Source organism: Cytophaga sp. FL35 (assembly GCF_014349235.1).
GTDB lineage: Bacteria > Bacteroidota > Bacteroidia > Flavobacteriales > Flavobacteriaceae > Euzebyella.
Genome location: NZ_JACSOH010000003.1, coordinates 148,563 through 161,120 on the forward strand (window position 1 = coordinate 148,563; position 12,558 = coordinate 161,120).

Sequence of the window (12,558 nt, forward strand, 5' to 3'; positions counted from 1 at the left end):
TTTTATTTGTACGAACGTTGTTTCAGTTCGATATCGTTAAATTCTAATTCTTCTTTGTGTAAAACCGCATCGGCAGGTTCTCCTGTATATTCCCAAGCGGAAACAAAGGCAAAGTCCTCGTCATTACGTTTGGCCTCTCCTTTTTGCTCGCCATCCAGCTCAACGGATTCTTCCCTAAAATGACCTCCACAAGATTCCTCTCTAGCAAGTGCATCTTTGGCAAACAATTCTCCTAATTCCAAGAAGTCCGCTACTCTACCAGCTTTCTCCAATTCTGGATTCAGCTCGTCCATTTTACCGGGAACGGAAACATTTTTCCAGAAATCCTCGCGCAATTCTTTAATCTCCGCCATAGCCTCTTTAAGACCTTGAGCATTTCGGGACATACCGCATTTCTCCCACATGATATTACCCAACTTCTTGTGGTAATAGTCCACGGAGTGTCCGCCCTTGTTGTTCACGAAAAAGCTCAAACGCTCCTTTACTTCCTTCTCCGCTTCCTCAAACTCTGGGCCTTCGGTTGAAATTCTACCAGTTCTAATATCTCCTGACAGATAATCCCCAATCGTATAAGGCAATACAAAATACCCGTCTGCCAGTCCTTGCATCAACGCCGAAGCTCCTAAACGGTTGGCACCGTGATCGGAAAAATTGGCCTCCCCAATACAATAAAGTCCGGGTACGGTGGTCATCAAATTATAATCTACCCACACGCCACCCATGGTATAGTGTACCGCAGGATAAATCATCATTGGTGTCTCATACGGATTTTCATCCACGATTTTCTCGTACATCTGAAACAGGTTACCATATTTTGCCTCTACGATTGCTTTACCTAGATCATATATTTTTGAGGCCGATGGATTACTGATGTTCTGAATTTTTGCCTGTTCCTTACCATAACGGGTAATTGCCGAAGCAAAATCCAAATAAACCGCCTCCCCGGTAGCGTTTACTCCGTAACCGGCATCACAACGCTCCTTTGCTGCCCTAGAAGCAACATCTCTAGGTACAAGGTTACCAAAGGCAGGATAACGTCTCTCCAAGTAGTAATCTCTTTCTTCTTCAGAAAGATCTGTTGGTTTCTTACGTCCTTCCCTAATGGCTTTTACATCTTCTAAATTCTTTGGCACCCAAATACGACCATCATTACGAAGGGATTCGGACATTAAGGTTAATTTAGACTGGTAATCCCCAGAACGAGGTATACAGGTTGGATGTATTTGAGTATAACAAGGATTGGCAAAGAAAGCTCCCTTTTTATGGATTTTCCATCCTGCGGAAACGTTAGACCCCATGGCGTTGGTAGAAAGGAAGAAAACATTTCCATATCCTCCAGAAGCTATCACTACGGCGTGGGCCGAGTGGCGCTCAATTTCACCGGTTACCAAGTTACGGGCAATAATTCCTCGTGCCTTTCCGTCAATCTTTACTACATCCAGCATTTCATGACGGTTGAACATTTCAATCTTACCACGGGCTATTTGCCTGTTCATGGCCGAATAGGCCCCCAGCAACAATTGCTGTCCTGTTTGCCCCTTGGCGTAGAACGTTCTTGAAACCAAAACCCCGCCAAAAGAACGGTTATCCAGAAGACCACCGTAGTCACGAGCAAAAGGTACCCCTTGCGCCACACATTGGTCAATAATATTTGCCGAAACTTCCGCCAAACGATAAACATTGGCTTCCCTTGAGCGGTAATCACCCCCCTTTACAGTATCATAAAACAATCTGTAGGTGGAGTCACCATCTCCCTGATAGTTCTTAGCAGCATTAATCCCACCTTGAGCAGCAATGGAGTGAGCTCTCCTGGGGGAATCCTGATAACAAAACGCCTTCACGTTATAGCCCAATTCTGCCAACGTAGCGGAGGCAGAACCGCCAGCAAGACCTGTACCCACCACAATCACATCTATAAGACGTTTATTGGCCGGGTTAACTAGGTTAATATGATTTTTATGATTTGTCCACTTATCCTTCAGTGGACCTTTAGGTACTTTAGAATCCAATACTGCCATATATTTAATGTGTTATTGGGTTAAGATGATGGTATAATGCGATAAATATGAATCCCAAAGGAATAACAATCGCATATACTTTTGTAAAAGTTTGTATGGCCGATTTGTATTTATTGTTCACACCCATACTTTGAAATGAGGAAGCAAATCCATGCCAAAGGTGCAATGCCAAAAGCACAAAAGAAATTACATAGATAACGGTACGCCAAAAAGGCTCAAACTTTTCAACCGTTTCCTCATAATACCTTGTAGGGTCTTCAGGGTTGCCTGCAATATACTTATAGCTCATTTCATGTACCCAAAAGTCATAAAAATGAAGACCCAGGAAGGCCAAAACTACAAGACCTGTAATGATCATGTTTCTTGACATCCAAGAGGCATTGGCACTTCCGTTGTACTTGTTGTATTTAATGGCCCTTGCGTTGTTGTTTTTAATTTCCAAGGCAATTCCCATAACAAAATGAACGATTACCCCTGCAATTAAAATGGGCTGAAGTACAAACTGTACCAATCCGTTGTAGCCCATAAAATGAGACCACTCGTTAAAGGTGTCGGGCGCAATGACCGATGTAATGTTTATAGTAAAGTGTTGGGCCAGAAAAAAGACCAAAAAAAGACCCGATAAGGCCATTACGACTTTTCGGGCTATCGAAGATTTTATCAATCCGCTCATTATTAAGTTTCAATTAGTTTTAAACCGTCTACAAAAATAGTTCATAGACGCCGCTTTAACAAACTTTGAACCCTGCAACCAAGGTTATTTAGACCCATTATAATCAAGGTGTTCTAGCTGTTTGATCTCTCTATAAAAAACATCGCTCTTTGAGAAAAAAAATTAAACAATTCCATATCTAACGAAATATAATTATAGCTATCTAAAACCTCCCAATTATCTTAATTTCATCTATTAGAGACCTATTTTACTTTTCTACGAATAACAATCCGTAACAAATTGTATTTTTAGAACGTTCAAAATCAACCAGCACATAAGCATGGATATCGCCCTGCTCTCCGTAAGCAATAACGTTTATTCTACACGAAGAATAGCCCAAGAAGCTCAAAACCTAGGCCATTATATTGAACAGGTTGACCATACACAATGCTCGGTGAAACTTGGTGGCGAATCTCCCCAAATCTTTTTTAGGGAAAAAAATATCACCAACCAATTTGATGCCATCATACCTAGAATTGGCGCTAAAGTTACCAAGCATGGGGTATCTATTGTCAAACAATTTGAAATTAATGGTACGTTCAGTTCCGCACGCTCATTGAGCATAGCAAGGGCCAGAAACAAGGTAAGGTCCCTACAGATTATGTCACAAAAGGGTATTCCCATTCCTGAAACCTTATTTTCCATTGACCCCGATACTATTGAAGAACAAATAGAATTACTCGGTGGCGCACCTGTCATCATAAAAATTCAAGAAGGTACTCACGGATTGGGCGTAATTCTTGCCGAATCCCAAAAGTCTGCAAAGTCCATCATTGACACCTTCTATAAGATGGATACCAGTATTTTACTCCAGAAATATATAGCGGAAAGCAATGGCGAGGACATTCGCATTTTTGTGGTGGGCGATAAAGTGGTAGCCAGTATGAAGCGCATAAGTTCCCAAGAAGAATTTAGAAGCAATGTGCACAGGGGCGGTAAAACAGAAAAAATAAAACTCACCAAAAAAGAAGAAGAAATTGCCATTAACGCGGCCAAACATTTAGGGCTGGGAGTTGCAGGAGTGGATCTTATAAGATCCAATAAAGGTCCTTTATTGATTGAAGTGAACGCATCACCTGGCCTACGAGGTATTGAGGCTGCCACAGGAATAAATATAGCAAAGGAAATTATCCTTTTCGTAGAAAAAAATTGTAAAAAGAAACGATGGAGATAAACTACAATAAGGAGATTACCATTGGGGGAACTACCGTAAAGCCAGGACAAAATAAACTTGTAAACATAAGTATTGACCGACTGCCCACCGGAACCCTTATCGATATACCCGTATATGTGTTCAATGCAAAAAAACCCGGCCCTGTAGTTTTAGTTCAGGCGGGATTACATGGGGACGAGGTAAACGGCGTAGAAGTGGTGAGAAGAATGCTGGCCGAAAAGCAATTGCAGGTCACCAAAGGAGCGGTTATTGCAGTGCCCATTCTTAATATTTTTGGTTTTATACATTTTTCTAGGGACGTACCAGATGGCAAGGATGTAAATAGAAGTTTTCCGGGCACTAAATCGGGTTCTATGGCAAGTAGAATAGCTTTTCATTATACCCGTGAAATACTTCCGCATATTGATTTTGGCATTGACCTACATACGGGTGGAGGACAAAGACATAACTTTCCTCAGATAAGATATACTCAAGAAGATAAAAAAAGTATGGAGCTAGCAAGGTTATTCAATGCTCCGTTGTGCTTTCCTTCAAGCTTAATTAAAGGCTCCTTTAGAAAAACGGCCTTTAACCTTAACAAACCCATTATTGTGTACGAAGCAGGTGAAAGTATGCGATTTGATGATTTTTCCATTTCAGAAGGGATTCAAGGGGTTTTGAATATCCTTAAACATTTTGGCATGATTAAAATGGAATTTAAAACAAAACCACCGAGCTCGCTACATCTAGAAGACCGAAAGTGGCTCCGTGCCCCCACTGCCGGTATGTTTGTACCTAAAGTTAAAAATGGCGGCACTGTAAAAAACGGTGAATTGATGGGATTGGTTTCGGACACTTTTGCCAAACGCACCAAAAAGATTAAAGCTCCTTATGATGGAGTGGTTATTTGTATAAATCATCAGGCCGTAGTGAACCAAGGGGATGCTCTTTTTCATATAGGAAAGAAAATAGAACAGACCGATTAGTTAGTTGATACCTGTGAAATTCAGCAATTTCCCATCGTTTGTGCCGTTTACCGATTTTAAGTTTTACTAAATCCCGTTTTTCAGGACTTTGCATCCATTTTAAGAACTGCATACACCGACTCGTTAGTCGGTTTGAATAATTGTAACCTACTTAGATATTATCAACCCTCCATATCTTCCAACTGAATGGAAAGCGCTTTTGTTGATAGCTGTACTTCGATAAATGACAGCACCAAACTGACCATTAACGCCAAGAGACTGATGCCAAAAACCAGGTTGGCCCAAAACCGCTGTTCAATATAAATTAAAGACATCGTTATTACGGCCAATAGAAAACTAAAGATAGCGGTGGCCTGCATGTTTTTGATGATGGTCAGCCGTTTTCGGAGTTTTTTAACTTGTAGGGCAATGGCTCCCGATTCCGTTTCTTGGTATTTTTGATGCAATTGCCTGATCAATGCCGCAATTGCCAAATACCTTGCGTTGTATGCCAGCATGGTCAAGGAGATGGCCGGAAACAAAAGTGCCGGAATGCTTAAGGTCAATTCCATTTACTCTTGGAATTTTACTGATCTTGATTCTTCTGCCGTTGGAAAATTATCAGGAATTTCTTGGGTCACTTTTCCAGTGGCGGCCCATTCGCTACCCCGTAACATACTCACCATAAAACCAACGCTCTTAACAGAATAATCGGCATGGCCCATGATATTGTGGAAAATTCGCCCTTTACCATAATTCAATACCATTAAGGCAGGTTCGTGCCTTGAAGTACCTTTGTACTCCTCAGAAGAGTAGGCTGTTGCCAAAACTTCCATATTTTCGGCAGGGCCTCTCAACCGATCATAGAGTTCATCTTTGGCATGCAACCACTTTTCGGGCATACCTTTGGTAATGGGATGGTCAAAATTACGTACCTGAATCTGGTATTCGTGTTGGGGACCATGGGAACCTGCGTGCCCAGGAGAATTATCCCTAATCAATTTTCCCTCATCGTTATAATACACGTACGGACCGTCCTTTTCAGTTCGGTCTCCCCATCCGCCCAATCCAATCATTTGATTATAGGCTTCCCATTCGGGAAAGGAATTATCAGCGGCATGAAAAACCACAAGTCCGCCCCCTTTTTTGATATACTTTTCAAAATCTTTTTTGGTTTCCTCTGGCCATGGTGCGGCATTCCATCCAAAATTACAGACAATCAAATCGTATTTTGAGAATTTTGGTGCGTAATCAGGATCCGCCTTGGGTTTCTCCAAAGCTTCAGTTCCTTCCGTGCCTGCAATACTATAATCTTCTAAAAATTGTTCTCCCTGCCAGGTGTAGGCAGAACGGGCAACATCCACAGAAAACAACCCCGTTTTCTCCATTTCTGCCTTCAACATATAGGTTATCTTGGGCCAATGTTCGTGATTGTTCTGCCCATCTACAATAAGCGTTTTAATAGTTTTTTTGGAGGATTGGGAAAAACCGAGGCTACAGATCATAGTGGCCAAAACTGTGAAAATAATACGTGGTTGAGTTTTCATATTTCATTTTTGCCCTATAAATATAATCGATTACCTAGAAGAATTTATAGTAAGTGAGAACAATCTAGGTGATTCGTTGTAAATTCACTTTCTCTTTGCCAAATTATGAACGTTAGAATTGAACCGCCAAAAAGCAAGCTTCCGGAAGTAAAAACAACCATTTTTTCCACTATTGGAGTATTGGCCCGAAAGTATAATGCGACCGACCTATCACAAGGTTTTCCAAATTTTGAAATAGACCCTGATCTTATTAGGCTAGTAAATGAATCGATGCTTTCTGGGTACAATCAATATGCCCCTATGCAAGGGCATATGGGTTTAAGAGAAATTATTTCAGAAAAAATTGAAAAGCTTCACGGTGCCCTTTATCAAGTTGATGAGGAAATTACCATCACCGTAGGTGCTACCCAAGCTATTTACACCTCCATTGCTGCCTTTGTACACCCTGGAGACGAAGTGATTATTCTTAAACCTTCTTATGATAGTTACGAACCTTCCATTTTGGCCAATGGAGGTACTCCTGTTCCTGTTCAAATGAGCAAAGGCGATTACCAAGTGGATTGGACGGAACTTAAAGAAAAAATTTCAGGGAAGACTAGAATGATGATCATCAACACGCCCCACAACCCAAGTGGCAGAGTCTTCAGTAAAGAGGAAATGCTTCAACTGCAAGAAATTTTGAGACCCACCAACATTATACTTATTAGTGATGAGGTTTACGAACATATTCTATTTGACAATTATGAGCATCAAAGTGCTTCAAGATTTGACGATTTAGTCCAACGCAGTTTTATTTGTGCCTCCTTTGGCAAAACATTTCATGTCACCGGTTGGAAAATTGGTTACTGTGCTGCCCCAAAGGCCTTAATGACAGAGTTCAGGAAAGTGCATCAATTTGCAGTTTATTCCATACATCACCCCATTCAAAATGCCTTGACAACCTATCTAAAACGAGAAACGAACTATTTAAATCTCCGAAAATTCTATCAGGATAAAAGGGATTTGTTCTTAAGTGCTTTGGTCGGCTCCAAATTTAAGTTCACACCAACCCAAGGAACTTATTTTCAGTTATTGGATTATACAAATATTACTTCTGAAGACGATGACGTTTTAGCGGAACGACTTATAAAAGAACATCAATTGGCCAGTATACCCATTTCATCGTTTAATGTAGACCGCAGGCAAGATGGCGTTCTACGATTCTGTTTTGCCAAAAAGAAAGAGACCTTGTTAAAAGCAGCGGAGATTCTATGTAGTCTAAAGTGATTTAAACTTCAAGGTCGTACCTCATCAACCAATCAGTTTGCTTATCATCTCCCACTATATATGGATGAGTGCCAAATTTATAGAAGCCGTTTTTCTCATAGAACTTGATGGCACTGTGGTTTTCTTCCCAGACCCCTAACCAAATAAAATTTTTATCTCTGTTCTTGGCAATGGTCTTCACCTCTTCTATCAGGTGCGCTCCAATTCCCTTTCCTTGATAATTTTGCAGCACATATATTCTCTCCAACTCCAAGGCCTCATCAATTTTCAAATCTGATTGTGCCCCAAATTCATTGACTTTAAGGTAACCTGCAAGTGCATCTCCATCCCATAAAAAGTAGAAAGAAGCGTGTTTTTGATTCAGTTCCTTTTTTAACCGATCTGCCGAAAAAGCTTCGGACATATACTTTTCAAAATCAACAGGGTCATTCTGCTTTTCAAAAGCAGCACGAAAGGTCTCACTTGAAATTTTCACCAAGTTATCCAAATCACTTGATTGACATTTTATTAGACGGTACCGATGCTGTTTATCCATGGTCCAATATAAATAAAAGGCATAAAAAAAGAGCAACCTTTGGGGAAATTGCTCTTACATTTTTTTCCTTCAAAAAGTATTATAGCATAAATAACTTTTTGGTCAGTAACACAATACCGCTTAAAAATTCATAACGATACACTTGGATGTCTTCTTTAGTTTGGTTCATTTGGGCTTCCATAGGCTGTAGGTTTAGTTCAATTTTACAATTGGATTTGGTAAGGGTTTAAAAAGTAGTTCTTGCAATTAATTATAACCTAAAACTACGGTAGAATTCAACAGTAGTAAAATACTTGTTGTGAACAGCCTGCAATTTGTTGTGAAAATGAAGAAGCCATTAAATTTTCAATATATTCCAGGTTCTACTTACAACCGTACTACAGAAATGTAGGAATTAAATGGCCATTTCGGCGATATTACCTTCAATTATCAATGTACCTTCTGTTGCTGCTTTTATTTCCTCAACAGAGACTCCGGGAGCTCTTTCTTTCAATACAAATCCTCTTGCGGTTACTTCAATAACGGCCAAGTTGGTCACAATTTTGGTTACACAACCTACACCTGTCAAGGGCAGCGAACATTGCTTCAGCAACTTGGACTCTCCAGCTCTATTGGTATGCATCATAGCAACAATGATATTCTCAGCGGAAGCTACCAAATCCATGGCACCACCCATACCTTTCACCATTTTCCCGGGAATTTTCCAGTTGGCAATATCTCCATTTTCCGCAACCTCCATAGCACCAAGAATGGTTAAGTCTACATGTTGCCCCCTAATCATTCCAAAACTGGTAGCCGAATCAAAAAAAGAAGCTCCGGGAAGTGTGGTAATGGTTTGCTTACCCGCGTTGATTATGTCTGCATCTTCTTCTCCCTCAAAAGGGAAAGGCCCCATGCCCAATACCCCGTTCTCACTTTGAAATTCCACACTAATATCGTCCCTCACAAAGTTGGCCACCAAAGTGGGAATACCTATTCCGAGGTTTACATAATAACCATCTTTTACTTCTTTAGCTATTCTTTTTGCTATTCCGTTTTTATCCAACATGATGTTCTTAATTTACTAATTTGTTAATTTGAAAATTGGACATTACGATTTCTTGAGTGTTGTAGTAAGTTTCGAGACAATGAAAATAGTAGCGTGTATTTTTCAATAAATTTATATTTGTCTGCATCAACCAATTATCACCTTAACGCATTTTTGAATCTATATATTAACTACGTTTACGAACCGTTCTCTGCTCAATTCGCTTTTCGTAAGCCTTTCCTTGAAATATGCGCTGCACAAATATGCCGGGCACATGAATTTGGTTTGGATCCAATTCACCTGCAGGCACTAATTCCTCAACTTCGGCAACCGTGATTTTAGCCGCTCCACACATACAGGGATTGAAGTTTCTGGCCGTACCTTTGAAAATCAGGTTCCCTGCTTCATCTCCCTTCCAAGCTTTTACAAATGAAAAATCGGCCTTAAAGGCTTCTTCAAGTACATACATTTTACCATTGAACTCCCTCGTTTCTTTACCCATGGCAACCTCGGTTCCATAACCGGCCGGGGTGTAAAATGCCGGAAAACCAGCTTGGGCGGCCCTGCATTTTTCTGCCAAAGTTCCTTGGGGGGTGAGCTCTACTTCCAACTCGCCACTAAGCATCTGCCGCTCAAACTCATCATTTTCACCCACATAGGAAGAAATCATTTTTTTTATCTGATGTTTTTGCAATAACAGCCCTAGACCAAAATCGTCCACCCCGGCATTGTTTGAAATGCAGGTAATATCCGTAATGCCTAGTTTAACCAATTGGGAAATGGCATTTTCTGGAATGCCACAGAGACCAAAACCTCCGAGCATAAAGGTCATGCCGTTCTTAACTCCTTGCAAGGCTTCTTCTACACCAGCTACTTTTTTAAGAATCATACAACTAAAATTGAGTTTGTTGAATTTACAATTTTATCCATAAAAAAACCCTTAACCTTTAAAAAGGTTAAGGGTTTTTATGAATCATTTAAAACTTTTAGAAGTCCAAATCTTCTAGATCGTCCTCTAATTCAATGTCATCTTGTTCTTGTTCTGCAGGTTGTGTACAATCTACTCGAATGGAGAGGTCTTCCGGTTTCTCAAAAGCTCCGTCCGATATACCCAAATCTTTGTTTTCATAATTCTTTTTCATGTACATGCCCCAGATAGGTAAAGCCATGGATGCTCCTTGACCATACGTGATGCTTTTAAAGTGTACGGACCTTTCTTCGCCACCTACCCAAACACCTGTCACCAGATTTGGGACCATTCCCATAAACCATCCATCACTTTGGTTTTGGGTAGTTCCTGTTTTACCAGCAATAGGGTTGGTAAAACCGTAAGGGTAACCCGTAATAATCTCCTTATATTCCGTAGCGTTCTTTTTATAACTATGCCTCAATCTAGTACCTGAACCACCTTGTGTTACCCCCTCCATAAGGTTGACCATGGCGTATGCTACATCTTTGCTAAGTACATCCTTAGTCTCTGGCACATACTCGTACAGAACCGTTCCGTTTTTATCTTCGATTCTAGTTACCATTACTGGCTTAACGTAGACCCCTTGATTGGCAAATGCACCATACGCACCTACCATTTCATACACATTAAAGTCCGGGGTTCCCAAGGCAATTGAGGGAACTTCAAGTATTTCACGGTCCAAACCTAAATTCTTTACGATGGACACCACGGATCGAGGCCCCACCCTATCTATCAATTGCGCCGTTACCGTATTAACGGAATTGGCCAGAGCGTCTTTTAAGGTATAATCTTTTCCAGAGTACCTACCATCTGCATTTTTAGGGCACCAAGGCTCTAAATTTCCATGCTTGTTGGCTTCAATACAATATTGGGTGTCGGGTAATTCGTCACAAGGAGACAATCGCAATTGGTCAATTGCGGCCGCATATACAAAAGGCTTAAATGTAGAGCCCGCTTGTCTAGCACCCTGAATTACATTGTCATATTGAAAATGCCTATAATCAATGCCTCCAACCCAAGCTTTTACATGTCCCGTTTGTGGTTCCATGGACATCATTGCCGCCCTTAAAAAGGTTTTATAATACCTAATGGAGTCCATTGGGGTCATGATGGTGTCTTTTTCACGTCCATCACTTCTCCAATCAAAAACGGTCATTTCGGTTTTCTTGGTAAAAGATTCCCTAATCTGCTTTTCAGATTTTCCTTGATCTTTCATTTTTCTCCATCTTTCGGAGGTTCTCATAGCCCTTTCCATTATGGAATTAATTTCAGATTTGTCCAAATCTAAAAATGGGGCAGTTGGATTTCTGTCCGGCGTGTTTTGGTGAAAGAACTCAGCTTGCAGTTTGGTCATATGTTTTCGCACGGCATCTTCTGCATTTGCCTGCATTCTAGAGTCAATAGTGGTATATATTTTTAATCCGTCTAACCACAGGCTCCATTTATCACGCGCGCCATCAATGGCCGGTTTTGGATTTTTTTCGATCCAATCGTTCATGAACCCTTGAAGGTACATTCTAAAATAGGTGGCCAAACCTTCTCTATGGGATTCCGGATTATAATTGATATCCATTTTAAGGGCCTGCAACGAATCCTTTTCCTTTTCTGAAATATAGCCGTATTTGGCCATCTGGCCCAAGACCGTATTCCTACGGTTGGTGACCAACTCTTCCCTTCTAATGGGGTTAAAATACGAGGAGTTTTTAAGCATGCCCACCAAAACGGCTGATTCTTCCGTCTTTAATTCTTGTGGTTCTTTACCAAAGTAAATTTTGGAAGCAGAACGAATTCCATCCGCATTATTGAGAAAATCATATTGATTTAAATACATGGCGATGATTTCCTCCTTGGTATACTGTCTCTCCAACCTTGTGGCCAAGACCCACTCCATTATTTTCTGCCTAATGGCCTCTACCTTATTTTTAGAACGCACCCCTACAAATAACTGTCTGGCCAACTGTTGGGTTATGGTACTTGCACCACCTTTACTCCCCAGATAGGCAACTGCCCTCATTACGCCATAGGCGTCAATACCGGAGTGGTCATAAAAACGTGCATCTTCGGTTGCCACGAGTGCGTTTACCAAATTTTCAGGTAAACTGTCATAAGGTACAGGAGTACGGTTGTCATCCAAGTAGAATTTCCCCAATGTTTTTCCATCGGAGGAAATGATTTCTGTTGCTAAATTGGTTTGTGGATTCTCCAGATATTCATATTCCGGCATGTCTATTCCCAACATTCCCCATGAAGCCAATAAAAAGATTAGCGCGGCCACTAATACTCCAGAGGCAAATAAAATCCAAAACCATTTAACGAATTTGAAAAAACCGGTCGGCTTTTCCTTTTTAGCAACCTTGGCCATATT

11 protein-coding genes are annotated in these 12,558 nt (G+C 40.7%); 3 read left to right on the forward strand and 8 right to left on the reverse strand.

Features of this window, described 5'->3' with window-relative positions; all coding sequences use genetic code 11:
- Positions 1 to 2: 2 nt before the first annotated feature.
- Both BIZ36_RS03140 and BIZ36_RS03145 read right to left on the reverse strand, forming a co-directional pair.
- Positions 3 to 2,018: a fumarate reductase/succinate dehydrogenase flavoprotein subunit gene (locus BIZ36_RS03140; RefSeq protein WP_187456411.1), complete on the reverse strand. Its 2,016-nt coding sequence runs from the start codon at positions 2,016 to 2,018 to the stop codon at positions 3 to 5.
- Positions 2,019 to 2,022: 4 nt separating this feature from the next.
- Positions 2,023 to 2,691 carry a succinate dehydrogenase cytochrome b subunit gene (locus BIZ36_RS03145; protein WP_187456412.1) on the reverse strand — a complete coding sequence of 223 codons (669 nt, stop codon included), beginning with the start codon at positions 2,689 to 2,691 and terminating at the stop codon, positions 2,023 to 2,025.
- 319 nt (positions 2,692 to 3,010) lie between these two features.
- On the opposite strand from BIZ36_RS03145, the gene BIZ36_RS03150 reads away from it, so the two are divergent.
- Positions 3,011 to 3,904, forward strand: a complete 894-nt coding sequence (locus tag BIZ36_RS03150) for a RimK family alpha-L-glutamate ligase (protein ID WP_187456413.1) — start codon at positions 3,011 to 3,013, stop codon at positions 3,902 to 3,904.
- Positions 3,895 to 4,869 (forward strand): succinylglutamate desuccinylase/aspartoacylase family protein, encoded by a 975-nt coding sequence (locus tag BIZ36_RS03155; RefSeq protein WP_187456414.1) that lies wholly within the window; start codon positions 3,895 to 3,897, stop codon positions 4,867 to 4,869. Before BIZ36_RS03150 ends, BIZ36_RS03155 begins: the two co-directional genes overlap by 10 nt.
- A 161-nt stretch (positions 4,870 to 5,030) precedes the next feature.
- Here BIZ36_RS03155 and BIZ36_RS03160 read toward each other — a convergent pair whose 3' ends face one another.
- Both BIZ36_RS03160 and BIZ36_RS03165 read right to left on the reverse strand, forming a co-directional pair.
- On the reverse strand, positions 5,031 to 5,420 hold the full coding sequence (locus BIZ36_RS03160; protein WP_187456415.1) for a DUF2721 domain-containing protein: 390 nt from the start codon (positions 5,418 to 5,420) through the stop codon (positions 5,031 to 5,033).
- Positions 5,421 to 6,395: a ThuA domain-containing protein gene (locus tag BIZ36_RS03165; protein WP_187456416.1), complete on the reverse strand. Its 975-nt coding sequence runs from the start codon at positions 6,393 to 6,395 to the stop codon at positions 5,421 to 5,423.
- Positions 6,396 to 6,500: 105 nt separating this feature from the next.
- Here BIZ36_RS03165 and BIZ36_RS03170 point away from each other — a divergent pair, with 105 nt between their 5' ends.
- Positions 6,501 to 7,661 (forward strand): methionine aminotransferase, encoded by a 1,161-nt coding sequence (locus tag BIZ36_RS03170; protein WP_187456417.1) that lies wholly within the window; start codon positions 6,501 to 6,503, stop codon positions 7,659 to 7,661.
- Between the two features lies 1 nt (position 7,662).
- Here BIZ36_RS03170 and BIZ36_RS03175 read toward each other — a convergent pair whose 3' ends face one another.
- The 4 genes from BIZ36_RS03175 to BIZ36_RS03190 all read right to left on the reverse strand — a co-directional run bounded on the left by BIZ36_RS03175 (position 7,663) and on the right by BIZ36_RS03190 (position 12,555).
- Positions 7,663 to 8,196, reverse strand: coding sequence for a GNAT family N-acetyltransferase (locus BIZ36_RS03175; RefSeq protein ID WP_187456418.1), 534 nt, complete (start codon positions 8,194 to 8,196; stop codon positions 7,663 to 7,665).
- A 394-nt stretch (positions 8,197 to 8,590) separates the two neighbouring features.
- Positions 8,591 to 9,244: a CoA transferase subunit B gene (locus tag BIZ36_RS03180; protein WP_187456419.1), complete on the reverse strand. Its 654-nt coding sequence runs from the start codon at positions 9,242 to 9,244 to the stop codon at positions 8,591 to 8,593.
- A 166-nt stretch (positions 9,245 to 9,410) separates the two neighbouring features.
- A complete protein-coding gene (locus BIZ36_RS03185; protein ID WP_187456420.1) occupies positions 9,411 to 10,112 on the reverse strand; it encodes a CoA transferase subunit A in 702 nt (233 codons plus the stop codon).
- Positions 10,113 to 10,209: 97 nt separating this feature from the next.
- Positions 10,210 to 12,555, reverse strand: coding sequence for a penicillin-binding protein 1A (locus BIZ36_RS03190; protein WP_187456421.1), 2,346 nt, complete (start codon positions 12,553 to 12,555; stop codon positions 10,210 to 10,212).
- Positions 12,556 to 12,558: the final 3 nt, after the last annotated feature.

Excerpts from the sequence above, each read along its gene's own strand:
- BIZ36_RS03140 (WP_187456411.1), bottom strand. The coding sequence starts at position 2,018 with ATGGCAGTATTGGATTCTAAAGTACCTAAAGGTCCACTGAAGGATAAG.
- BIZ36_RS03145 (WP_187456412.1), bottom strand. The coding sequence starts at position 2,691 with ATGAGCGGATTGATAAAATCTTCGATAGCCCGAAAAGTCGTAATGGCC.
- BIZ36_RS03150 (WP_187456413.1), top strand. The coding sequence starts at position 3,011 with ATGGATATCGCCCTGCTCTCCGTAAGCAATAACGTTTATTCTACACGA.
- BIZ36_RS03155 (WP_187456414.1), top strand. The coding sequence starts at position 3,895 with ATGGAGATAAACTACAATAAGGAGATTACCATTGGGGGAACTACCGTA.
- BIZ36_RS03160 (WP_187456415.1), bottom strand. The coding sequence starts at position 5,420 with ATGGAATTGACCTTAAGCATTCCGGCACTTTTGTTTCCGGCCATCTCC.
- BIZ36_RS03165 (WP_187456416.1), bottom strand. The coding sequence starts at position 6,395 with ATGAAAACTCAACCACGTATTATTTTCACAGTTTTGGCCACTATGATC.
- BIZ36_RS03170 (WP_187456417.1), top strand. The coding sequence starts at position 6,501 with ATGAACGTTAGAATTGAACCGCCAAAAAGCAAGCTTCCGGAAGTAAAA.
- BIZ36_RS03175 (WP_187456418.1), bottom strand. The coding sequence starts at position 8,196 with ATGGATAAACAGCATCGGTACCGTCTAATAAAATGTCAATCAAGTGAT.
- BIZ36_RS03180 (WP_187456419.1), bottom strand. The coding sequence starts at position 9,244 with ATGTTGGATAAAAACGGAATAGCAAAAAGAATAGCTAAAGAAGTAAAA.
- BIZ36_RS03185 (WP_187456420.1), bottom strand. The coding sequence starts at position 10,112 with ATGATTCTTAAAAAAGTAGCTGGTGTAGAAGAAGCCTTGCAAGGAGTT.
- BIZ36_RS03190 (WP_187456421.1), bottom strand. The coding sequence starts at position 12,555 with ATGGCCAAGGTTGCTAAAAAGGAAAAGCCGACCGGTTTTTTCAAATTC.